Source organism: Mycobacterium sp. SMC-18 (assembly GCF_045310895.1).
Lineage (GTDB): Bacteria > Actinomycetota > Actinomycetes > Mycobacteriales > Mycobacteriaceae > Mycobacterium.
The window spans coordinates 1-22,779 of the sequence record NZ_JBJIAL010000040.1; the positions used below are offsets into that span (position 1 = coordinate 1).

Below are 22,779 nucleotides of genomic sequence, written 5' to 3' on the forward strand. Positions count from 1 at the left end.
GCGCGCCAACGCCGGTCTTGATCGAATACCTGATTCCGTGATGATCATCCTCGGGAAGGTGCGCCCACTTTCAGGCCGCCTCCTCGGGCCTCATCCACAGGTATTGATCATTGCTCCCAAGCTCACGCTCGGCGTGTCAGACCAAGATCAGATCCACCGTTGTTCGGACAGTCCCCCGCGCCCCGCCCGCGGTGCAATTCGGTGGTCCGGGTATGGCGCAGCCGGTGGGTTTGGCTGAACCGCAATGGCCGCCCGGCGCTATCGGTGAGGCCGTGGATGTTATCGAAGCGGCCCAGCACGATGCTGTTGGAGTCGCAGCTGCGGGGCCGACGACCCTGGAACGGAAACCGCACTCCCAGAAACAGATACGTTGGCGTCAGCTCGGGGTAGGCGGCGGACCCAGGCTTGATCTCAGTAAAGAAAGTTCTCACGCCGCAGGTCAGAAGTACTAACGCCGACGTGGTGTCGGCCCGTCGAGGCTGGCACCATGCGCGGGGCGCGGGTTGTCGGCGACACTGACGGCTTCAGGCAACCGATTATCGGACAAGGATGCACCCACCGGTGCCAGCCTGCTGCAACGGCGGACAGGACGGAGGGCAGAACGCAGCGACCGGAGCGGACGGGAGCGCCAGCGGACGGGAGCAGAGGGAGCGTAGTGAAGCCCGCAGGTAGCCGCGGGAGGTTGTACACGGGGGGGAATATTCGTCAGTGGAGCGGCGGGGTCAGCAGTGTGATGAGGGTGTCGGCGTTGCGGCCGAGGTGGTTGAGCAGCGCGTGGCCTTTGGCTTCGGTGGCCCGTGACGGGTAGCCGATGACACCGGTAGGCGTATAGGCGTCGATACCTACGGTGGTGAGGTAGCGGCGGTCCGAGGCGCTGTGATCGGCGTTGTCCCACCCGGCGCGAAGGCAGTGCGGGTATGCGGCGAGCAGGATGGAAGTTTCCAGTTCGCCGGCGTGCATGTCGTCGTGATTGGTGCTGGTGACACCGGCGGCGGTGCGGGCTTCGGTCCAATCTTCGCGACTTGGATAGAGACCCACATTGATCGGCGCGGTGGGCTGGTTGGCCTGCTGCACGACATTAGTGAGTACAGCGTTGCCGCCGTGGGCGTTCACGACAATGAGCCCGCGCACTGCCTGCTGGATGAGCGACTGGGTGATATCGGCGATGACCGCCGCCAGTGCTGTGGCGCTGATACTGACCGTTCCGGGATACGCGGCGTGTTCATGAGAGCATCCGAACGTGATCGGTGGCAGTTGGAAAACGTTGTGATGCTGGCTGATTGCCGTCGCGATGGCGCAGGCGATGAGAGAGTCAGTGCCCAGCGGCAGGTGGGGGCCGTGCTGTTCGAAGGAACCAACCGGTAGCACTGCCACGGAATTGGTGGCGACGGGATCGGTGGTGGTGGTATCGGGGATGATGTGGCGGCTCACGTATGTGCTCCTTGGGTGGCTTTCTTGATGCGCGCGGCAAGTTCTTGCAGGACAGGGCTGGTGTCTCTTCGTCGACGGTCACGGACGAGTTTGCCCGCCTGAGCGAGGTGTCGGCGCGCTCGCTGCGATGGCGCTGACAGGTAGGCGGGGATGGCGGTGTCAGCTAGCGTAAGCGCGAGGCGATAGTCCCGGATCGCGATGTAGGCATGGAGTAGTCGCATGTCGGCGACGGCGCGGTCGCGGTGTTGTTGTGAAGTCCATTCGGTGTGGTGGCTGGTCAGCAGCTCCAGCGCTTTCTCAGCATGGCCGAGGCGTAAGTATCCGGATGCGATGTCACTGGCGACGTAAGCGGCGTGGGCGTAGGGTGCCCGGTCATCGGTGGCGGGCTCGATGTCGCCGAGTTCAAGGGCCTCGGCGACATGCCGGTGAAAGCCCCGCTCGTCGTCATTGTGCAGCGCGGCGAGGGCTTGCTGGCGGGCGATGCTGGCCGTCAGCCGCCCTGCGTCGCGGCCGTCGATGAACTCGGCGGCATCGGCTACGAGGTCGACGGCCAAGCTGGCGTCGCTGCGCGTGAGAATGTTCGATTGCCGCATCAGGATCATCGCACGTAGCTCGGGACTAGCAGCCCGCAGATGCAGGAACGCCTTATGCGTCAGCGTTTGGGCGGCGGCATGATCGCCTAGGTCTTGGGCGATCCAGCCAGCTACTTCGGCGATGGTCCCGGCTGCCTCTGCCATGGCACGTTTGAGTCGGCGGGGTGCGGTTTTGATCAGCGCTTCGACGGTGTCGAGATCGCGCTCGACCAACGGCCGCGCGTGTTGAGCGCCGAAGGCGTGCTCTGCCTCGATGTGCGCAGCCCGCTGCGCGGTGATTACCGACAACACATCCTCGTCGACCGGCAACTCCAGCAGCAACGGGTGCGGCAGCGGTGATTGGACCGGCACGCTGAATATCTCGTCGGGGTCGCGGCCGAAGACTGCGGCAAGGTCTGCCCGCCACATTTCGCCGAATGGGCCGCCGCGTTCGATGCTGATGATCATCTGACGCAAGGATTCGCGCGGCGGAATATCGCGGTCACTGCGCATCCCGCGCACGTTTTCGACCTCGGCTGCCAGTTCTTGGAGACTGAATCCGTATTCCAGGCGGGCACGTCGGAGCCGCTGCGCGTTGAGCGCACGGTGTGGATCGACTGCCGTCATCTTCCGATCATGCCTCACACATCAGCGCAGGTCAGGCAATCGTGCGCGTGCCGGGGTGTTACTGGCTCTTACTGGTGGTGACTTCCGGCGATTGCCGTCCACACGCTGTTCTTGGATTCGCGGACACCGACGACCGCATGCGAAACCAAGGAGGGACAGCACAGCAATGCGATTGAGACTTGACACATCAGGCACCCGGTTCATTGTGACGCGGGCGGCAGAACCTCGGCTGAATTTCGAGACAGGTAGCCCCAAGGTGGACACCAGCACCGGGTTGCCACTGTTTGCGATACAACTCCTCGCCCTGGATGACACCGGCGGCGAAGTACTCAATGTCACCGTCGCCGGTGACCCGAAACTCACTGTCACACAGTCGGTGTCGGTGTCGGGCTTGGTGGCGATCCCGTGGGCACAGGGCGATCGCAGCGGTGTGGCCTTCCGCGCCGAAGCGATCACCGCGATCTCGGCTGGGTCGGGTGACCAGGTGGCGCGCGCACCGAAATGAGCGCCTGGGCTGGGGTGTGGCACTGGCACAGTCTCACGCCCCAGCCCGGGCCGCACATCCGCACATCACGCCGAGCTCACGGAAGGCAGCCATCATGGCGTCAAACAACAAGAGCACCAACAACACCCAGTCGAACAATGACGACTGGATTGAAGACCTCATCGTGTCACTGTTCAAAGCGGTGGGATATCTGCTGTGGTGGGCGATCTTGTTTCCCGCCATCAGCATCCCGATCGTCGCCTGCATCGCGGTGGCGATCACCCATGGGGTGCGTCCGGGACTGATCACTGCCGTCGTGGTCAGTTTCGGGTACATGGCGTGGGCATGGCTGGACCGCCGATCCTTTCACGCCTGGGTGACCGAGCCGGTGCGGCGGCGCTGGCTGACGTGGTGGCGCTACACCCGCAACTGGGGCTCTGTGTGCGTCCTGCATGGATTGACCGCCAAGCTAGGCGAGCGCATTCTCACGCCGACACTGCAGTCAGTGCAGATCGGCACGCATACCGATGTACTCCGGCTGCGCGTCGTGACCGGCCAATCGGTGCCGGACTGGCACAGACAAGCCGAGGCGCTGGCTGCCACGTGGCGCGCGGAGCGCATCACCATCACCGCTACCGCACCAGGAGAACTACGGATCACCCTGATGCGTGGCGACGTACTCGCCGAACCGATCGCACTTCCGATGCCCACGCCGGCCACCATCGTCGACCTCACGGCTGTGTGCGTCGGGATGACCGAAAGCCACGGGTGGTGGCGGTTGCCGCTACTGGGGCATCACATCCTGGTCGCCGGGGCGACCGGCGCCGGCAAAGGCTCGGTGTTGTGGTCATTGGTCACGGGCATCGCTCCCTCGGTGAAGACCGGGCACGTACGACTCTGTGTCATCGACCCCAAAGGCGGCATGGAACTGGGCGCCGGAGCCCCGATGTTCACGGTGTTTAGCCACGACGCTACCGACACCACTCTGCATCTGCTGCGGCAACTGGTGGAGGTGATGCACGCCCGCGCCAACCGGTTGCGCGGCAAGACGCGCCTGCACACCCCCACCTCATCCGAACCGCTCTTTGTCGTGGTGATTGATGAGATCGCGGCCTTGACCGCCTATGTCACTGATCGCAAGCTGCGCAGCGAAATCGAACAACTGCTGGGCTTGCTGCTCTCCCAGGGCCGCGCCGTCGGCATTTCGGTGGTGGCCGCGGTCCAAGACCCGGCCAAGGACACGCTCCCCGTCCGGCAGCTGTTCACCGTGCGGATCGGGCTGCGGCTGACCGAGACTACTCAAACCGCTATGGTGCTGGGCCAAGGCGCGCGTGATGCCGGTGCGGAATGCGATCGGATCTCCGATGCAACACCGGGTGTGGGCTACATGCTCGTCGACGGCACCGCCCAACCTCAGCGAGTGCGGGCTTTCCACGTCACCGACCAGGACATCGCCACCCTCGCCGCTCGATTCCGCCGCCCTACCGGCCGGCCGGGCAGCAAGAGGCAGCCGAGAAGCCATGGCGGCGGCCAGACATCGGGCGAGGGCAGCAATGAATAGCTCCAAGGAAGCGGCACAGCTCGGCCTTCCCGGTGTTCCTGAGATCATCGACACCGCCAAGGTGGTTGAGCAGATGGTACGCCGCGCGGCCTCTATGGGGTTCGAATCGTGGTGGCGGCGTGCCGAATCGGTCGGGTTCTGCGCTCACCCCATCCAACTGGTCGGCACCGATGAATATGGTCGGGATCGGGTGGTGTGGACACGGTGCAACAACCGCCGGGCCCAGATCTGCCCGTCGTGTTCAGACCTATACGCCCGCGACACCTGGCAACTCGTGCACGCCGGCACCGTTGGCGGCCATCACGCTATCCCCGCAGCAGTGGCCGATCGTCCGCAGGTGTTCCTCACCCTTACGGCCCCCAGCTATGGACCTGTTCACACCACCGAACGTGCGGGCGACAAGCGGCACCGGGTGTGCCGCGATCATCACCGCACCGGCGGCGCCAACCGCTGCCAACACGGAAAACCCCTCTGGTGCAGTGCAACCCACAGCGACGGTGATATCCATGTGGGACAGCCGATCTGCGCAGACTGCTACGACTACGCCGGGCACGTCCTTTTCACCTGGCACCTGCCTGAACTGTGGCGACGTTTCACCATCACTCTGCGACGCACACTGCGCCGAAAGCTACGCGCCTCGGGGGCCGACCCGGATTCGGTGCGGGTCAGCTTCATCAAAGTCGTTGAGCTGCAAGCCCGACTTGTCCCGCATATTCATGCCTTGATCCGCCTCGACCCGCCCGCCGGCGACAACTGTGGCGGTCGGGACTGGCAGGCGCCTCTCGCGGCAACCGAACTGGCCACCATCATCCAACAGGCCGCTCGAACCGTGGCCGTGACGGTCACCGACTCATCCTCAGACACCGCGACACGGGTAATCAGGTTCGGCACACAAGTCGACACCCAACCCATCGACAACCGGCACGCTGACGCGGAAAGAATTGCTGTGCAGGAGGATTCACCACGCGACCGGATACTGCCAGGCCAGCGCGTAGCTCGCTACCTCGCGAAATACGTCACCAAGTCCTTGGCTGACGTGGGGATTAGTGCACGGCGAATCTCCGCTGAGGCCGTCGCTGACCTCGACGTCACTGAGCACGTTCGCGCGATCCTGACCACCATCAGCCAACTCGCCGATAGGGGATTGGCTGGTATCGGCCGCTGGCTGCACACTCTGGGCTACCGAGGCCACATCACCTCCAAGTCCCGCCGCTATTCCACCACCATGACCGCGTTGCGCGAACGCCGCGCCACCTGGACACGTGAACAGCGATTGATAAGCACTGCACATCAGCATGATCTGGATTTGGAGTCCGCCGATGGCGATGATCTGGTGGCGTGGGAGTTTGACCGTGCCGGCCCCGCCAGCCTCGGCGACCGCACCCTCATCTATTCCGCCGCCCTGCAACGCATCCACGCCCGCCGCATCGGACGGGTGGAAGCCCGTCGCCAAGCTTGCAACCAACAGGGAGATCCCCCCAGGGGTGGCGATGGCTGACAGTTCCCGAGCAGCAGATGCTCGCACCGAGTGCGACGGTCGAATCGATGCGCCGACCTTGTCGGAGGGAGGTGTTGAAATGGTGGTACCCGAGAGCTATCGATTTCCGGCTAAGGCCAACCGTGCGCTGGTGCAGGTCATACTGGCTGTACGAGACCGCATGCTTGCATCAGGGAGGGGAGTGGCGTGAGTCTGAGGTTCGCCTTCTACGGCCGAGTGAGCACGGAGGACGCTCAAGACCCAGAGGCGAGTCGCAGTTGGCAGAAACGGCGGGCCATCGACCTGATCGCTCCGCATGGCGGAGTCGTCGTCAGTGATTACTTCGATGTGGGACAAAGCCGTTCGCTGCCGTGGAAGCGCAGGCCCGAGGCGTCGCGTCTCCTAGCCGATGTCACCGCCAGGGACCGTAGCTTTGATGCCATAGTGATCGGGGAACCCGCCCGTGCGTTCTACGGGCCGCAGTTCGCGCTCACCTTTCCTGTCCTCACGCACTACGGCGTCGGCCTGTGGGTACCCGAGGTCGGCGGAGCAGTCGATCCCGGCTCCGAGGCACACGACCTGGTGATGACTCTGTTCGGCGGCATGAGCAAGGGAGAGCGTGCGCGAATCCAGATGCGAGTCCGTACGGCGATGTCAGCACTTGCGCAAGACACGTCCAGATACCTTGGTGGGCGACCACCGTATGGTTACCAACTCGTCGACGCCGGCCCGCACCCCAACCCTGCCAAAGCAGGTCTTGGGCAGCGGCTCCATCGCCTCGAACCCGACCCCGCGACATGTTCGGTCGTCGAGCGGATCTACCGCATGTACGCCGACGGCGCCGGCTTGCGCTACATCGCCCAACAGCTCACCGACGAGGGTGTGCCGTCACCGAGCCAATACGACCCGGCCCGGAATCGTCACCGTGACCCGCGCGGATGGTCCCATTCGGCGATCCGCGCGATCCTCGACAACCCGGCGTACCGCGGTATCCGTGTGTGGGCCAAGCAAGAGAAATACGAAGTCCTGGTCAATCCCGAGGATGTCGCTGCTGGGTATGAGACTCGTATGCGGTGGCGTGATGAGGCCGACTGGATCGCGCCGGACCGCCGCACGCATGAAGCGCTGATCCCTGACGAGTTGGCGCAGGCTGTTCGTCTTCGGACACAGGCGCGGCGCGGTCCTGGTCTTGTGTGCAGCAGAGAATCGACGGTTCCGTACACGCTGCGCGGCCTGTTGTTCTGTGCCGCATGTGGACGCCGCATGCAGGGCGCTGCCCGACCAGGGAAGCAAACGACGCGAATCCTCTACCGATGCGAGCTGGGCAAGTCGCGTTCCGTACCTGTGGACCTGAGTGATCACCCGCGCACCGTCTATCTCCGTGAGGACGAGGTGACCGCACGTCTGGATAATTGGATCGCCACCCTCGCCGATCCAGAAGACCTCGCACGCGGGCAGGACACGGACCAGGTGGCTGGAGCTGGCTACGCCGCTGCGCAGCGTGAGCTCAGCGAGGTCAACAGCAAGATTGCTGCCTTGGTCGCTGCGGTCGAGTCGGGTGTGGCTGTTGAGGACTTGACTGCTGCATTGCGTCGCCGCACGGCCGAGCGTGACGAGCTGAGGGCTCGTCTTGAGCGAACGGAGCAACCCCACGCCATGTCTGCCGTCCAGATCAGCGAATTGGTCCAGGAGCTGGGCGGACTGTCGGTGATCCTCGGCAAGGCGACCGGGGTGGAACGCGCCCAGGTGTACGCGAGCCTGGGTTTGCGTCTTGATTATGACCCGCACCTACGGCGAGTCACGGCGACGGCCGACCTAAGTCGTGTCGCCGGACGTGTCCGAGGGGGGACTTGAACCCCCGCAGACGCGCGAGGTCAGGGCGATATCGCACGGTCTACCTGCGGAAACACATGACTGCAAGTCACTGTGAATGCCACGCTTTTCCCGCATTTTGTGTCCAAAGCGTGTCCAGTCTGGGTCGGGTCGGGTCGGGTCGGGGAGGTGCGGCCGGCTCGGCGGGGACGCCCCGACATTTGTGCACATCGCGACATATGTCCGATTCCGGCATTTGCGCGAATACGGCATATGTACGAATTCCTTTGCAGCCCTTGATAATTCGGAATTCGTGCCGCTAGTCTCGGCGGCATGACAACCCTCACCAGCACCCCGCCGGCGCGGACATGGCGGGATGTCGCCGACCAGCTCGACGACATGCAGCGCGCCGCACTCACCGAGGTCGAGCGCCGCGGCATCCACACTGCCGCGAAGCTGCTCGAACTCGCGGTTGACATGGCCGGCGACCCGGTCGACGCACCGCGGGCCGCGGCTCGCCCCGGTCCCGCACCCCGGCCGCTGCCGCCGGCATGGGCCAATCTGATCCAGGGCTACCTCGACGCCGAAGCCGGCGCCGGCCACAGCCGCGCCACAGTCGCCACCCGACGCGGCCAACTGTCCCAGTTCGCCCACGGCCGGCAGTGCGCACCGGACCAGGTCACCGAAGCAACCCTGCTGCGGTGGTTGGGACACCCCGACTGGTCGATCGAGACGCGCCGCAGCCGGCGTAACGCGCTGGTCTTGTTCTTCCGCTGGGCACACCGGGCCGGCCACCTGCCGGCCAATCCCGCCGCCGAGCTGCCCGTTGTGCGCGCTGCGGTGCCGGCGCCGCGGCCGGCGCCCGACGCGGCGTGGTTCGCCGCGCTGGCCGCAGCTGACGCGCGCGTGCGGCTTATGCTGCGGTTGGCCGCGGAGGCCGGCCTACGCCGCGCCGAGATCGCGCGCCTGCATTCCCGCGACCTGGTTGAGGGGTTCGACGGCTGGCAGTTGCGGGTAACGGGCAAAGGCGGCAAGGTCCGCGTGCTGCCGATCGGCGACGAGCTCGCCGGCCTGGTCGCCGCCGGCGCGGCAGGTCACACCCGCGGCGGACCGGTCTCCGGGTGGCTGTTCCCCAGCTCGGACGTCGGCGCACACCTGACACCGCACTATGTCGGGAAGCTCATGGCCCGCGCGCTACCTGATCACTGGAGCGCCCACACGCTGAGGCATCGGTTCGCGAGCAAGGCATTTCGCGGATCGCGCAATCTGCGGGCGGTGCAAACGCTGCTCGGACACTCCTCGGTCGCGACCACGGAGCGGTACACCGCGGTCGATGCCGACGAGGTACGGGCCGCGATGATGGCGGCTCAAATTTGAGTGGAACCGATCGGCGCGCGCGGACGTCCAAGTAGATGTTGGCCCACGCTGCGCCCGCCGCATCGGCTTGGGGTCACGCTCAACCGCTTGGTTGTTCATCGTTAGAGTAATCAGTGCCAAAATCTAGAAAATTGCAAGAAACTTGCGATAATTGCTTTATGGGAGATCAAATGGTTCCGAAGTCGCACACGATGCTGCTGGGATTTCAGGCCAAGAACGTCCGCTCGTTCCGCGGCAACATCGACTTCTCGTTAGAGGCGACGGCGATGGCTGAGCCGAAGGTTGTTCGCGAGGTTCCGTGGCGGGAGAACGGGCGCAACTACATGAAGGTGCTCCCCGTCGCCGGCGTCTTCGGGGCGAATGCTTCCGGCAAGAGCAACCTGCTGCGAGCCATGGAGGACATGCGGACGATCGTCCGAGAGTCGTTCTCACCTCACAATCGACGCCGGTCACTGAGATACCTACGACGGCCGTTCAAGCTGAGCGAGCGCACTGGGAATGCGCCATCCACATATGAAGTCGACCTGATCATCAACGGTATCCGGCACGAGTACGGCTTCACCATTGACGACGACCAGGTTCTACACGAGTGGGCGCGGCGATTTCCTCGGGGCCGCGCAGTGACGATCTTCGAGCGCCATGGACTCGACCTGCGACTCGAGAGTCGCACGGCGAGGGCGCGTGCAATGAAGGAGCTTCTGCGCCCTGACGCACTTTTCCTGTCCGTCGCCGATGCCGCGGAATTTGAAGAGCTCGGCTCGCTCTACCGGTGGTTCGATCAGAACTTTCGGCTGTGCGACGCTGCCAGCAGAGACTCCAGGGCGAAGTACACCGCGCATTTGATGGAGCACGAGGAACGCAGGTTGCAGCTACTTGAGATCTTGAAGTTGGCCGATCTCGGCATCACGGACGCGCGCCGTCGGGAGCCGACGAAGCACGAAATTGAGTTGGCGCGAAAGCTGTACCAAGCGCTACGCGGCGATGGGGAGAGCGGCCCGGTCGACGACTCCGAGCTCCAGCTTGACGCCTTTTCAGGGATCGAGCTGAGTCACCGCACGCAAAACGGTGAGAGCGTCCACTTGGATAGCTCCGAGGAATCGCTCGGCACGATGGTTTGGCTTGGGTTGGTTGGGCCACTGCTCGACGCACTTGTCGCTGGCACTGTGATGCTGGTCGATGAACTAGAGGCGAGTCTTCACCCACTGCTAGTCGAGCAGTTCGTGATGCTGTTCCAAAGCCCGGAGTCGAATCCGCATGGAGCGCAACTCATCTTCAACTCGCATGAGGCGAAGCTGCTGGGCAATTCGCCGTCCGACCGGATAATCGGACGGGATCAGGCGTGGTTCACAGAGAAGCGGGACGACGGTAGCAGTGAGCTCTACTCGCTGACCGATCTGAATCCCCGGAAGGAAGAGGCTATCGCGCGTCGATACATGCAAGGTCGATACGGTGCGACGCCGATCATTAGCGGCAATCAATTCCGGGCGCTTGCTGCTCTCCTAACTACGCAGGAGACCGTCAAGGGATGACGAGCAACAGTCGAGGCTCCCGTGCCCGGACCGGCCGCCGGCGTCCCTCAACTCAGGCACAGCGATTCCAGATCAGAGTTTTCGCGGAAGGCAAGGAGACCGAGGTCGGATACATCAATCACTACTTTCGGCTGCACCGTAATCGGGTAATCGTCAGCATCGCCGAACACCAGGGCTCTGCGCCTCTGAGTGTCGTAGAAGCCGCTGTTGCCGAACGCAAATACGACCTGCGAGAGGAGAAACGCGGGCGAGGCTCGGCCTACGACGAGTATTGGTGCGTCATCGACGTTGACGAGCACTACGGGCTCGACGAGGCGCTCCAGCTTGCAGCCGCCAGTGGGGTCAAGGTGGCACTGTCGAGCCCGTGCCTCGAAGTATGGTTCGTACTGCACTACCGCCTTCAGGCGGCTTACCTGGAACGTCATGCAGCGCAGCATGAGTCAAAGACGCTGCTCGGCTGCAACAAGACGCTGAGCGAAGCCGCACTCTCCCTACTTGAGGAGCGGTACGGCACTGCGTTGGAGAACGCAAAGCAACTCGACGCCAAGCATCGCGGGCGACGGAACGAAGAAACCGTGGAACCCCGGTAGTAATGTGTGGGAGCTCATCGAAACCATCCGCAACGCAGCCTCATTGCCTGGCTCTGGAGTGCCGTTTAGCGCCTGGCACCTGTAGCACGCATCGCTGGGCCGGTATTGACGCGTACCCGCAACATGCGCGTGTAGCCGCGCATCCACAGTTTCGCCAGGGCGAGCGATCGGCCGGCGTACGGGTTCGGGTCACCGACGTCGGCGAGTGAGCCCTCGAACAGGGCACGCATCGCTTCCCGCCGCATCGTCACTCGGCAATGATGCAGCTGTTCGGGGCCGGCCAGCGGATCCCACGCCGACGCCCGGGACCACGGCGCCGACCTGGCGCACAACGCGGCCGACCGATTTGCGACGATTCGCCCATGCCCGATGTGACTCTCGCCAATGTGTTGCTCAGCGGTATCCCGTCCATGCTCGTGGCGCTCGTCGGTGTCGGCGGGATCGCCTACACACAGAGGCGTGCCGACATGCGCCAGGACCGCATCGCGGACGCGAACCGCAAGTTTGAGCGAGAGGGCCGTCTGCTCGACAAGCGCCGCGAACTCGGCGCGGAGTTCGTTTCTGCGGTGTGGCTGCTCGCGGCCGAGAGCCGCGACGCCGTACCCGATGGTGCCGGTTATGCCGATCTGACACCGGACGAGACGGCTCCGGTGCGCCGCGCGTTGTCATTGGTCTGCATGGTGCTTGATCCGCCGGGTCGCAAGGCGGCAGAAGCGGTATTTGAGGCCCTGCTCGCGTATGTCGGTGTGTTCACGCAAGATGCGTGGGACTCGATCAGCGCCGCCGAGGACGCGCTAATTGAGGTCATCAATAACGAGACGCGCGACGACGGTGGCCGTGGGCGGTGAAGCGCGGCGACTGGCACGTCGCTGACGCGAGACCGCCACGCCGACGACCAGGGCCATGCGGCGCTCAGCTCTCAGCTTCCCCAGTAATCCGTTGTGCCACTTCGGATGTGACGATCATCCACAGCTGGTGCACGTCCGACCAGGTAACCATGTCGAACGCGACGACACCCTCGCTGAAGTCGCGCACGGCCCAGTGAGTCATGGCCGCGGTCGTGGAGCCGACGCCGGTGGCGGCTTGAGCCTCCCGAGCTCGGCGCCGGCCCTGTCGGATGAGCCAGTCCGGCAGCTTGTCCGAGTCGACATGGTCGCCGTCCAAGTCTGCCCATTTGCCCAGTTCTGCCGTAGTGGTGCCGAGCAGAACGGCCGCACCCCACGTCGTCGGTTCCGGTTGGCCGTCCACACTCTGCTGACACAGAAGCATCGTCACGGTGTTCGTCATCAGTGAACCTTCGTCGTTCGGGTGCGGGCATTGAACTCGGCAGAGAGCTTGTTCGAGAGCGCAGTCGGGTCCATGCCGGCGTTCTCGATGACGACGGCCGGCCCGGGTGCCGCGCCGGCGCCAGCGCCGTGCTGCGTCGTATCGGGCGCCACCGCGGAGGCCGGCGCCGCGGAGATATCGGCCGCGGCCGGATTCAAGTTCGCCACGTCGAGCCCCGCCGAGTCCGCGAATGCACTCACCAGCCCGCCGCCAAGATCACTCGCAGCGCCGCCGCCGGCCGATCCTGATTCGTCGCCCATCAGCGCCTTGCCGAGCCAGTTCACGCCGGCCATGGCCGATTTGATCGTCGGCCACTCGAACGGGTTCGACAGGAACGAACCGTCGAGTCCGATCGTCTCGAAGATCCCGCCGGCGAACGCCTTACCAAGGTCGCCGAAACCGTTGCTCGACTTCTTGTCGCCGGCAGCCTGCGCGTCCTGCACGCCCTGCGACCGCAGATCGGCGTCGTCCTGCTCGGCCTTCGCCGCCTTGTCCTTGGCCTTCGCCTGCTTGTCGGTCGCATCCTTGAGCTCTCGGTTGGCGACGTCGAGCGAGTGCTGAGCGTCGGCCGTGTCCTTGCCCTGCGCTTTCAAATCGTCGAGCCGGCGTTGCGCCTTGTCGCGCGCATACGTGCGGTCATCGACAGCCTGATTCGCCTGCGTCACAGCGCTGTTCGCCGACTCGACCCGGCCCGCACTGGTGGACAGCTCGCTCGACGTCGCCGCCCGATACGACCCGCCGCCCCCGGCACTCACCGCGCGGCCCAGCGACGACACCGCGCCACCCGTCGCGGCGCCCTCGCCGAACAGTTGCGGAAGGTACATGTGGTTGTCGAACTGCGGATCGTCCGCGCCGGCCGCGCCGGCACCGATCGTGAAAACGCCGTTCCTGCCGCCAGATTCAGCGTTGCGCCCATCGGACAGGGTCATCGCCATGTGGCCGTCGTTCGGGTTCGGCCCATGGTCGTACCAGCCGACGCGGATCTGTCCGGGCCCGCCGGAACCATCGACGAACCCGCGCTCGGACAACCATTGCCGCGCGTTCTTCGTGGACATGAGCCCGCCGCCCATCCCCAATGCGCCGTTGATGATGCGCGCCACGACGCCCGAGCAATCGAACCGCTGCGCCTGGCTGTACTTCGTGCCGACCAACTGCTCGGCGACGCTGATATCGGGCCCGCGGCCCTCTGCGAATCCCGGCAGCATCCCGCGCAGGAACTCGGCCGACGGAACCCAGCCAGAGTTCAGCGCCGCAACGACGGTGGCGCCACCGCCACGCATCGCCGATTCCTTCACGACGCCTTCGCCGTTCGACAGCATCGCCAGAATCGAGTCGCTGGTCCCGGTCCCGGGCCCGCTCAGCCGGCCACTGCGCGAAAGCGACGCCGGCCGGCCGCTGGCGAACCCGGGCGCCCGTCCGTCCGCGTGGCCGGGAATCAGGTTCCCGATGATGGGGGCACCGCGCAGCTTGTCGACGACGGCACCGATGCCGTTGCCGATGGAGTCGATGACGCCCTTGATCTTGTCCCAGACCCCGAGGACCACGTCCTTTATCGCATTGAACGCGGTCACAAACCCGTCTTTCAGGGCCCCCACACCGGTACTCACCTTGTCCAGCGCGGTCGTGAACAGATCCCAGACCGCCTGCACTCCCGACCACCATGTCGACACGACCGATCCGATCGCCGAGAACGCCGGCTCGGCAACGTTGTGCCACAGCCACATCACCTTGTCGCCGACCCATCCGATCGCGGTCGTCGCAGCACCCCAGACGACTTGCACCGCGGACCACCACGTCGACACCGCGGCCGCTATGCCGTTGAAGGCCGGGACGACGACGTTGGTCCACAGCCAGCCGATCGCGGCGCCGAGCGCTTTCAGCGCCGCGATCGCGACGGTGAACTGGAACTTCTGCACCGACAACCACAACCGACCAATCCACGCGATCGCCGGCTGGATCGCCGTCCAGATCGACTTCGCCGCCTCGACGAATTTCCCGAACGCCTGCTTCGCGATGTCGCCGATCTTCATCAGCGACGGGCCGATCTGCTGCCACGCCGTAGACAGCGTGGTTTTGATCCAGTCCCACGCGACTTTCACGGCGTTCGTGATCGCCGGCCAGATCTGCGCCCACAGCTTGCGGCCCGTCTCGGTCTTCGCGAAGAACGCCCAGATCGCCGCGCCCGCGGCAACCACCGCGGCGACGACCAACCCGACCGGGCCAGTCGCGAACGCCAACGCGACGCCGAACGCGCGGCTCGCGACAGTGCCGGCGATCAACGCGGCCCGGTGCGCGCCGAGCGCGATCACATTGGCACCCAGCGATGCCGCGCTGCGACCGGTCGCCGCGGCGAACACGCCCAGCCCGATCGAGTAGGCAGCCGCCGCGGTGTTCGCGACGATCATCCCGGCACCGAACAACTTCACCGCGCCGACGGCCAGCATGACCAGCGGCGCCAGCGGCGCCATCTGCGCCACGATGGACGCCAACGGTGGCGCGACCGCGGCCAGGACGCCAGCCCACGGGGTGAACGCCTGCACCAACGCCGGCAGCACCGGCGCCAGCCGCTCCATCACCTGCGACAGCGCCGGCATAAGAACTTGAGACATCTGGACCAGCCCCGGCACGGCCTGCCCGATCGCCTGCCCGATCGCCTGGAATCCGGGTGCGAGCGCCGGCGCGGACACGGCGCCGATATCGCGGATCCCTTGGATGACCGGCTTGAGCACGTTCCAGACGTTGGTGACCATCAGTTTCAGCGCTTGGAACGCGAGGATCATCTGCGCCGGCGAGATACCGCGCAGCCAGTCGCCGAACTTCGTCAGCTGCTCGCTGATCCCGGCGCCGACACCCTTGAACGTGTCGGCCGCGGTCGACGCGAACTGGACCAGCCCGGACACCAGGCTTTGCAATCCCGGCGAGAGTGATCCGATGAACTGGTTCGATGCGGCGAACATCTTGTCGAGCGCGGACATATTCGCCGGCGACGCGATCGCGCCGGCGACCTCCGATCCGATCCGGCCGAGCGTGGTCGCCATCGCCGTCATAGCCGGTTGCATCTTCTGCATGACGCCGGCCGCGGAGTTCATCGCCGGCGTCAGCGCACCCGAGAACGCATCCGTCACAGCCATTTTCAACTCGCGGAACTGCGTCAGCAGCGGACCCATCCGCTGCCCGATCATCTTGCTAAACGCTTCGTCGGCCGGACCCCAGACGTCCTTCATCGACTCCTGGAATGCCTTCGCGCCTTCGCCGAGCCCCTTGAACGCGAGCTTCGCCGTCGCGATGGCCGGCCCGAGAATGCCGACCAGCGCGCCGGCCGCGACGCCGGCCGCGGACCCGACGACCGTCAGCGCGGCGACCAGGGCGCCGCCGAGCTGCGACGCCAGCGCTGACACGACACCGATCAGCGCCGCGGACCCGACGGTGAGTAGCGCCATCCATTTCGCTGCGCGGCTCATGAAACCAAGCACCTTGCCGACGGTCGCCAGCAGCAGGATCGCGGACGTTACTCGAGTGACGTTCGACGCGAGCTGGCCGGCCATCCGCGCCGTGAACCCGAGCATCCCGGCGACTTTCGCCAACGATGCGCCGGCGACCACCTTGAGGCCGGTTGCGGCGCCGCCGAGCCAGAACGCGAGCCCCTTGGTCGCCTTCGTCGCGACACCGAGCACAGTCGCCGCGGTGCCGACGTTGCGAACCATCGAGCGGGTTGCATCCGACGCCCCGGTGAACCCGGCGCCGATAAGCCGAGCAGTCGCGCCGAGGTTCGACGCGCTCGCCTCGAACCCCTTGCGGAACTTCGCGCCGAACGAACTGCCGGCGCGCTCGGCCTGGCGGTCGTCGACCTTCGGCGTCGCAGCCCCAGACGCGTCGAAACCCCGACGGAACTTCCCACCGAAACGCCTGCCCGACGACTCCGCCTGACGATCGTCGACAGTCGGGTTAACCCGGGCCTCGTCGTCGATACCTCGAAGCGCGCGCTTGATCCGCGGACGCAACTGCGACGTCTCAGGCAGGACTGTCAGCCAATAGGTTCCCTGCATCGCAGATCGCTCTCATCGGTAGTTGTTTTTTTGTGGGGATCCAGGGGGGGCTGCGTCTATGCCATGAGGTGCGGCTGGGGGCCGGGGTGGGGAGCTGTCCCCCTGGGTGCCTCGCGGCCGACGTGCGCGGTGTGCGCTCCCGGTGCGCCGGCCGCGAGGTGGTCACATGTAGCTGTACGACAGGGTGGCGTCGAACGAGCTGTACTGATTGATGTCGGCGAGGTCGTTGAGATCCTCGCCGGCGGTTGGGTTTTGCTCGACGTACTCGTTGACGATGCGGTTCCAGCCGGCGTCGAGGGCCCGAGCGAGGATCGCTGCGGCGAGGGTCCTGTCGTCGGAGCGCATGGCCGCCGCGAATGCTGCTTGTGCGTCGTCGTGATCGGTGAGTCGCGCGGCTCGGTCCTGTGCGTCTCGGTAGGCGATGATCTGATTGGGATCGCCGCTGGCCACCGGCCCCAGCCCGAACAGCCGCCGTTCGAGCGATTGCTTCTTGGCGGCGATGAGTTCGGTTTCCTTCTTGCGAAGGTCGCGGATCTTGGCGTTCACCTGCTCACGCTCGGTGTCGCGAGCTTTCTGCTTGCCGACATCGCTGAGGGTGTCATCGGCGTCGAGCAGATCGGTGGTGCGGATGCCCCGGCTGTACGCGGTTGCTGCTTGTGCGCGCAGGTCCTCGATCTGGGATTTGAGTTGTGCGAGAGACATTGCGTGCGTGTTCCTTTCGTTTGGTCAGACCGCGGAGCGGCCTGTGGTGAGGGTGAGATTCCAGAGTTCTTGGACGGTGCCTGCGATTGGGTGTTCGCCGTCCCACAACTTGATGAAGGCGGTGACCACGGAGCCCCATCGGTTGTCGACGGCGACGCGCAGAATCGCGATTTGCAGGAGGTTCTCTCCGCGTGCTCGGAGAAACATGTCGCTTGCCTGACTCTCGGTGCGCAGACCTGCCACGTCGCGAGTTGGCGTGACGTGTTGGAACAGTCGGGCGTACAGGTACTTTCGGCGTTCTTCGGCTGCGTTCGCGGCTCGCTCCCGCTCGCTGCGTTCCACGGTTTCGTGGTCAATGCGGGCCATGCAGCGCTCCACGACGGTCAGCCCGTCCGCGGCGCTAATCGCTACCACCGCCGAACAACGAGTTCAGGAACCGCCCGTTGCTGCTGCTGGGCTGGCGGGTGTCCTCCGGTTCTGCGAGGAAGTCGCGGAGCTGGTCGAGCTCGTCGTCGGTCAGGCTTGCGACGAGTCGGGCGATTTCTTGTTTGGTCATTGCCTTCCTTCGATGTGCTCGTTGAGCGCTGCCTCGTCGACGAGCCAGCGGCCGGCGACCTTGCGGCCTGCGAGTTGTGGGGCGCGCCGGCGTGCCTGCCTGAGCGAGATGCCAAGGCGGGCAGCTGCTTCGGCGAGCGGCACGGTGGGGTGTTCCACGGCGACAGCCTTGCTGATCGCGGGTGAACGGACGTCCGAGTGACCGGCTGCGGCCATCGCGGCGCCGAATTCGCAGGCCAGAGCCTCGTAGTTCCGAAATGGAACGCCGGACTGTTTGCGATGTTTGACCGCGATCAGGGCAGCGTCCCGGGCCACTTTCAGCGCTGGCCCGGACAGGACCACGACACCGCCGGAGCGCAGCAGACCGGACTCATTCATGAGTTCACCGCGCCGAACCGGCCGCGGCAGGTGCGGGACAACCGTCGGGGTTCGGCGTCGTCCTGGTCCTCGATGTCGCGGGTCGTGGTTTGGACCGCCTGGCGCCGAGCCAGGTGTTGGTGATGCTGGGCCGTGGGCTGGGCTTGAGGTCGAGGCGGGCGACGTGTGGTGGCCGCGGCACCGTGGGCCGCAGGGTGGCCAGCTCGATTGATGCTTCGATGGCTTCGGCTCGGGACGACCAGTACGTGAACTCGACGCCGTGGTGGCCGTCGGGGTCGCCGTGGCAGACGAGCACGGCGCGGACGGTCATCGGTCGGTTTCCTCGGTGTCGAACAGTTCGGGTTGGTGGATGGGCTCGGTGATGTCGCGTGCCGGCGCCGGCGGGCGGTGGGTGCACCGGATGGCGGGGTCGATCGGGTCGCCGTCGGGGCCGTAGCGCCAACCGCACGGGTCGCAATATCGGCATCGGCGGATCGCGGCTACCCGTTCCTTGCGCGCGACGACCTCGGTGGCGCTGAGCCGGCTCATGCCGGCCTCGCGTCGTCGGCGGCGGGGCGCCGGCGTTTGGTGTGTCGGCAAGTCGCAACCGAATCGCCGAGGTCGACCTGTCCGAACTCGTCGCAATCTGGGCACTGCGCGATCGCAGCGCGGCGGTTGTCGCCGGCGTCGGCCGAGCTAGTGGCGCCGACGAAGACCCGGGACAGTGCGCGCTGTTGCCACGCCTCGTGTGCCTGGCGGCGGCGCTTGCAGGCGCCGCACGGGGCGTCGGTGCCGTGGGGCATGTGGCGGTCGCAGTAGGGCTGAGGTTCAGGGTCTGGGTCGTCGTCGACCAGTTCGGCGTCGACCCACGCGCCGGCGGGGTCGGTTTGGATTGCGAGCTGATCTTTCGGGGGAGGGTCGTTGCCCGGGTCGGCGACGGGTTCGACGTCGAGCGGTTCGCGCTCAGCCAGCGCCGCGCCCTTCTCCCCCTCGGAGAGATCTTCAAGTTCTCCAGTAATAGGAAGATTCCGCACTTTCGCCGGATCTGATTCCGCACTTTCGCGTGAGCTGCTGCCGCGTTTTCGCGGAATGCATTCCGCACTTTCGCGTAATGGCACGTCAGCGCATTCCGCACTTTCGCGTAATGGCACGTCAGGGACTCGATACGCTTGCGCCCGGTCGCCGTAGAACGCCACTGCCGGCCTAGTCAGCAGCTCCCCTTTGTCGGACAGCTTGAGCAGTGTTCGGCGCACTGAATCGCTGTGCACGCCGCCGAGCGCTTCGCCGATATCGTCGTGCGTTGCGCGCCACCACATCGCGCCGTCGACCATCTTGCGGCCGTTCGTTTCACCGGGCAGCTCGGTCACGTATCGGACCAGTGCAAGGATGGCAGCGCCGTCGTATCTGACGCGGCCGATGTCGGCAGGCAGCACCCTCAGGAAGTCGGGCGGCTTCATGGTGCCCAACTCCGGTCTGAGTGCCATCCGCATGGCTCGCCGGGTGCAGAGACCCGCTGTCGGCATGGCTCGCCGGTGGCCTTGGTGGGTCGCCCGCAGCGCGGCGCCGGCGAGATGCGCTCACGTACGGCAGCGGGCAGCGGGCCCAGCTGCTCGTGTCGCTGGTTGCCGTTCCCATGCCGCGGATGCTTGGCGTGCAGCTCGGCTTCGTCGACGATCCAGAGGCAGTCGCGGCCGTCGTCCGTGACAGCGATCGCGGCGGTGTAACCGGGTGCGCCAACATCACACAGGCACGCGCTGCGCTCCCGGTCGACGAGCGCGAGCCCGTCGAACTTGCCTGACGCTGTGCCCATCAGGCCGGGGTCACTTCCTTGCCGGCCGTGTCGACGATGTCGCCGTTGCCGCGCTGGACGCGGCCGTCCGACAGGGTGCGGACAAGGTGGCCCTTCGCGTCGGTGTCCCAGAGGCCGGCCGTCACGCCGGCGGGGACGGGGACAGGCGCCAGGAGCGAGAAGTCTTCGCGTGTGCCGCCATCGGAGACCGCGACCACCTGGGCCTGATACTCGCGCTTGACGCCGGCGGCGTCCGTCACGCAGATGTTGACCGTATCGCCGTCGACCTGGACGTGAGCGACTGAATCCCGCTGGCCCTCAACCCCAGCCGGGACGGGGAACCACGGCGATGCCGCCAAGTGCTGAGCGATCAGCTGTTGCTCGGTCATGCCACGCCGCGCGGGTCGTCGGTGCGCTGCACGGTGTTGGCGTCCAGGTACGCGTTGACGTCGCTCCAGCGGTAGAGCACTTTCTGCCCGACCTTGATGAACTTCGGACCTATGCCGCGGTAGCGCATCGCGGCAAGTCCTTGCTCCGTCGTATGGAGCACGGACGCAACCTCTTTCGAGCTAGCGGTATCCGGCTTCGATGTATCGGGATTTGTCGGCGTCTTGGTGGTCAACGCGGTTACCTCCGTAGCGATTTCTCAAGCCACGTAAATCACGGGCGTGAGGATGAACGTACATGAGGTGCGATCGGTTGTCACGCCACGGAAATCCGAGGTATGTTCCGCGGCATGGCAGAAGTTGTTGACATGGCGACCGTGCTGGGCCGAAGTGCGCGAGAACTGCGCGGTGACTCGACGCTCGACGATGTTGCCAAGGTTGCGCGGGCGTGCGGGTTGAATTGGGGCACCGGCCGGGTATCGGATTTGGAGCACGGCAAGGTAGCGCCGACGCTGCCCACGATGGTTGCCGTCGCCCTTGTTTTCTCCGAGCTGCGGGGCCGGCCCGTGACACTGTGCGATCTCGTCCGGGGCGACGAAAACATCGCTGTTACAACGCGAATAACCGTGACAGGCGATGAATTGCGCAGCTATCTATCTGGCGACGCAGTGACCGCCGCCGACCAGTACCGGCGCGAAGTTGGGGCAGCGCTCGGGGCCGCTATCAGCGGTGAGTACCGGGAGAACTGGCCCGCGCGACTAAAGCGAGTGTCAAAGGGTGCCACGATGCGGATGCTGGGGCAGATCGGAGAACCCGAGGAACGACTTGCGCGCGAGTTGGGCATCGACCGCACGCGGCTTGCCGCCGAGATGCTTGCCCTGTGGGGACAGTCGTTCAGCACTAAACGCGACGAACTCGCCGGCGCAGATGCGAATGCGCAGAAGAAGGGCCGCGTGGCCCGTGCACTCAAGGCCGAGCTGAAAGCTGTGCTCGATGGCGACGATTAACCGATACAGCACGGCCGCGGGGGAGCGGTGGGAGGTCCGGTACCGGCAGCCGAACGGAATCACCAGCCGCAAACGCGGATTCACCACCAAGCGCGACGCGTCGGCATGGGCGGCGAAGGTAGAGACCACCAAGGCCGAGGGCGCCTACGTGTCACCGGCGCGCGGCCGGGTGACGGTCGGCGACCTGGCGACTGGATGGCTGGAGCGCCAGGAACAGACACTCGCGCCGTCCTACTACCGGACGATCCGTTACGCCTACGGCAAGCACGTCGGCCCGAAGTGGGCCGGCGTGCCGGTCAACAAGGTCGACAGCCTTGACGTCAAGGCATGGGCCGCGAACATGACTCGCGACGGCGCCAGTGCGACCGTGGTAAACCGCGCCGTCGGCATCCTGGCCGGGGTGCTCGACGACGCGGTCGAGCACCGGGCGCTGGCCTCCAATCCCGCGCGCCGGTTCAAACGCGGTGAGAAACCGCAGAAGGCGCCGAAGCGCCATATCTATCTAACCGAGGCCGACGTGTGCCGGCTGGCCGAGGAGTGCGGCCGGTACGCGGACCTGGTGCTGACGCTGGCGTTCACCGGCCTGCGGTGGGGTGAGGCCATCGCGCTGACCGTCGCAGACGTCGAGTTCCTGAAGCGCCGTATCTCGGTGCACCGCAACGCGGTTCAGGTCGGGCAAGAATTCGAGGTCGGGACCACGAAGGGCAAGGACAATCGAATGGTGCCGGTCCCGGCGTCGGTGCTGTCTCGGCTGGCCGCCCGGTGCGAAGGGAAGAGCGCCGGCGACCTTTTGTTCCCGGCCCGCAGTGGTGGGTACTTGAAGCGACCGAGCTATGACTCGACGGGTTGGTTCAACCGGGGCGTCGAGCGTGCTGGCGTGCAGACCATCACGCCGCACGACCTGCGGCACACGTGCGCATCGTTGGCGGTCAGCTCGGGTGCGAATGTCCTTGCGGTGTCGCGGATGCTTGGCCACAAGGATCCCAGCGTCACGCTGAGGATCTATGCCGACCTGTTCGACAGTGACCTCGACGCGGTAGCCGTCAATCTGGACGCGCGAATCGCGGTTAGCGTCCAAAGTGTGTCCAAAGAACCCGTAGACCGGCGTCGTAGTCGTCAGAAAAATGCCGTCTGAGCTGGCGGTGATACTG

Annotated in this window: 25 protein-coding genes; 10 read left to right on the forward strand and 15 right to left on the reverse strand. The window is 65.6% G+C overall.

Going from position 1 to position 22,779, the window contains the following annotated elements:
• Positions 1-705: 705 nt before the first annotated feature.
• The gene (locus tag ACJH6J_RS24625) at positions 706-1,431 is read right to left on the reverse strand and encodes a creatininase family protein (protein WP_406804665.1); all 726 of its coding nucleotides are present in this window, start codon (positions 1,429-1,431) and stop codon (positions 706-708) included.
• Positions 1,428-2,630: a hypothetical protein gene (locus tag ACJH6J_RS24630; RefSeq protein ID WP_406804666.1), complete on the reverse strand. Its 1,203-nt coding sequence runs from the start codon at positions 2,628-2,630 to the stop codon at positions 1,428-1,430. The genes ACJH6J_RS24625 and ACJH6J_RS24630 overlap by 4 nt, the downstream gene beginning before the upstream one ends.
• A gap of 166 nt (positions 2,631-2,796) precedes the next feature.
• Between ACJH6J_RS24630 and ACJH6J_RS24635 the strand changes: the two genes are divergently transcribed.
• The 7 genes from ACJH6J_RS24635 (at position 2,797) to ACJH6J_RS24665 (ending at position 11,460) form a co-directional block, all read left to right on the forward strand.
• Positions 2,797-3,135: a hypothetical protein gene (locus tag ACJH6J_RS24635; protein ID WP_406804667.1), complete on the forward strand. Its 339-nt coding sequence runs from the start codon at positions 2,797-2,799 to the stop codon at positions 3,133-3,135.
• Between the two features lie 94 nt (positions 3,136-3,229).
• Complete coding sequence (locus tag ACJH6J_RS24640; RefSeq protein ID WP_406804668.1) at positions 3,230-4,675, forward strand: FtsK/SpoIIIE domain-containing protein; 1,446 nt, start codon at positions 3,230-3,232, stop codon at positions 4,673-4,675.
• Positions 4,668-6,173 (forward strand): replication initiator, encoded by a 1,506-nt coding sequence (locus ACJH6J_RS24645; protein ID WP_406804669.1) that lies wholly within the window; start codon positions 4,668-4,670, stop codon positions 6,171-6,173. Before ACJH6J_RS24640 ends, ACJH6J_RS24645 begins: the two co-directional genes overlap by 8 nt.
• 186 nt (positions 6,174-6,359) lie before the next feature.
• On the forward strand, positions 6,360-8,006 hold the full coding sequence (locus ACJH6J_RS24650; RefSeq protein WP_406804670.1) for a recombinase family protein: 1,647 nt from the start codon (positions 6,360-6,362) through the stop codon (positions 8,004-8,006).
• A 291-nt stretch (positions 8,007-8,297) separates the two neighbouring features.
• Positions 8,298-9,341 (forward strand): tyrosine-type recombinase/integrase, encoded by a 1,044-nt coding sequence (locus ACJH6J_RS24655; protein ID WP_286150331.1) that lies wholly within the window; start codon positions 8,298-8,300, stop codon positions 9,339-9,341.
• 170 nt (positions 9,342-9,511) lie between these two features.
• Positions 9,512-10,870: an ATP/GTP-binding protein gene (locus ACJH6J_RS24660; protein ID WP_073698252.1), complete on the forward strand. Its 1,359-nt coding sequence runs from the start codon at positions 9,512-9,514 to the stop codon at positions 10,868-10,870.
• Complete coding sequence (locus tag ACJH6J_RS24665) at positions 10,867-11,460, forward strand: RloB family protein (RefSeq protein ID WP_406804671.1); 594 nt, start codon at positions 10,867-10,869, stop codon at positions 11,458-11,460. The genes ACJH6J_RS24660 and ACJH6J_RS24665 overlap by 4 nt, the downstream gene beginning before the upstream one ends.
• Before the next feature lie 65 nt (positions 11,461-11,525).
• On the opposite strand, the gene ACJH6J_RS24670 is transcribed toward ACJH6J_RS24665, so the two are convergent.
• Positions 11,526-11,705, reverse strand: a complete 180-nt coding sequence (locus tag ACJH6J_RS24670; protein WP_083612592.1) for a hypothetical protein — start codon at positions 11,703-11,705, stop codon at positions 11,526-11,528.
• A 117-nt stretch (positions 11,706-11,822) separates the two neighbouring features.
• Here ACJH6J_RS24670 and ACJH6J_RS24675 point away from each other — a divergent pair, with 117 nt between their 5' ends.
• Entirely contained in the window at positions 11,823-12,308 is a 486-nt protein-coding gene (locus tag ACJH6J_RS24675; protein ID WP_073698255.1) for a hypothetical protein, read from the forward strand.
• A gap of 64 nt (positions 12,309-12,372) precedes the next feature.
• Here the strand turns inward: ACJH6J_RS24675 and ACJH6J_RS24680 are convergent, their stop codons facing one another.
• From ACJH6J_RS24680 to ACJH6J_RS24735, 12 genes are all read right to left on the reverse strand, one after another.
• The gene (locus ACJH6J_RS24680; RefSeq protein ID WP_073698256.1) at positions 12,373-12,747 is read right to left on the reverse strand and encodes a hypothetical protein; all 375 of its coding nucleotides are present in this window, start codon (positions 12,745-12,747) and stop codon (positions 12,373-12,375) included.
• Positions 12,747-16,832: a hypothetical protein gene (locus ACJH6J_RS24685; protein ID WP_406804672.1), complete on the reverse strand. Its 4,086-nt coding sequence runs from the start codon at positions 16,830-16,832 to the stop codon at positions 12,747-12,749. The genes ACJH6J_RS24680 and ACJH6J_RS24685 overlap by 1 nt, the downstream gene beginning before the upstream one ends.
• A 162-nt stretch (positions 16,833-16,994) precedes the next feature.
• Positions 16,995-17,534: a hypothetical protein gene (locus ACJH6J_RS24690; protein WP_073698258.1), complete on the reverse strand. Its 540-nt coding sequence runs from the start codon at positions 17,532-17,534 to the stop codon at positions 16,995-16,997.
• A gap of 24 nt (positions 17,535-17,558) precedes the next feature.
• Positions 17,559-17,900 (reverse strand): hypothetical protein, encoded by a 342-nt coding sequence (locus ACJH6J_RS24695; RefSeq protein ID WP_073698259.1) that lies wholly within the window; start codon positions 17,898-17,900, stop codon positions 17,559-17,561.
• Between the two features lie 34 nt (positions 17,901-17,934).
• Positions 17,935-18,090 carry a hypothetical protein gene (locus ACJH6J_RS24700; RefSeq protein ID WP_168176129.1) on the reverse strand — a complete coding sequence of 52 codons (156 nt, stop codon included), beginning with the start codon at positions 18,088-18,090 and terminating at the stop codon, positions 17,935-17,937.
• Positions 18,087-18,467, reverse strand: a complete 381-nt coding sequence (locus ACJH6J_RS24705; protein WP_073698260.1) for a helix-turn-helix domain-containing protein — start codon at positions 18,465-18,467, stop codon at positions 18,087-18,089. Before ACJH6J_RS24705 ends, ACJH6J_RS24700 begins: the two co-directional genes overlap by 4 nt.
• A 4-nt stretch (positions 18,468-18,471) precedes the next feature.
• Complete coding sequence (locus tag ACJH6J_RS24710) at positions 18,472-18,777, reverse strand: hypothetical protein (protein WP_406804673.1); 306 nt, start codon at positions 18,775-18,777, stop codon at positions 18,472-18,474.
• Positions 18,774-18,995, reverse strand: coding sequence for a hypothetical protein (locus ACJH6J_RS24715; protein ID WP_073698262.1), 222 nt, complete (start codon positions 18,993-18,995; stop codon positions 18,774-18,776). The genes ACJH6J_RS24710 and ACJH6J_RS24715 overlap by 4 nt, the downstream gene beginning before the upstream one ends.
• The gene (locus ACJH6J_RS24720) at positions 18,992-19,930 is read right to left on the reverse strand and encodes a hypothetical protein (RefSeq protein WP_406804674.1); all 939 of its coding nucleotides are present in this window, start codon (positions 19,928-19,930) and stop codon (positions 18,992-18,994) included. Before ACJH6J_RS24720 ends, ACJH6J_RS24715 begins: the two co-directional genes overlap by 4 nt.
• Positions 19,900-20,256, reverse strand: coding sequence for a hypothetical protein (locus tag ACJH6J_RS24725; RefSeq protein ID WP_406804675.1), 357 nt, complete (start codon positions 20,254-20,256; stop codon positions 19,900-19,902). Before ACJH6J_RS24725 ends, ACJH6J_RS24720 begins: the two co-directional genes overlap by 31 nt.
• Positions 20,256-20,624, reverse strand: coding sequence for a hypothetical protein (locus ACJH6J_RS24730; protein ID WP_406804676.1), 369 nt, complete (start codon positions 20,622-20,624; stop codon positions 20,256-20,258). Before ACJH6J_RS24730 ends, ACJH6J_RS24725 begins: the two co-directional genes overlap by 1 nt.
• Positions 20,621-20,857 (reverse strand): helix-turn-helix transcriptional regulator, encoded by a 237-nt coding sequence (locus ACJH6J_RS24735; RefSeq protein ID WP_406804677.1) that lies wholly within the window; start codon positions 20,855-20,857, stop codon positions 20,621-20,623. Before ACJH6J_RS24735 ends, ACJH6J_RS24730 begins: the two co-directional genes overlap by 4 nt.
• Before the next feature lie 132 nt (positions 20,858-20,989).
• Here ACJH6J_RS24735 and ACJH6J_RS24740 point away from each other — a divergent pair, with 132 nt between their 5' ends.
• Together ACJH6J_RS24740 and ACJH6J_RS24745 are read left to right on the forward strand one after the other, a co-directional pair.
• Complete coding sequence (locus ACJH6J_RS24740) at positions 20,990-21,628, forward strand: hypothetical protein (RefSeq protein WP_406804678.1); 639 nt, start codon at positions 20,990-20,992, stop codon at positions 21,626-21,628.
• A complete protein-coding gene (locus ACJH6J_RS24745) occupies positions 21,615-22,763 on the forward strand; it encodes a tyrosine-type recombinase/integrase (protein WP_406804679.1) in 1,149 nt (382 codons plus the stop codon). Before ACJH6J_RS24740 ends, ACJH6J_RS24745 begins: the two co-directional genes overlap by 14 nt.
• Positions 22,764-22,779 lie beyond the last annotated feature (16 nt).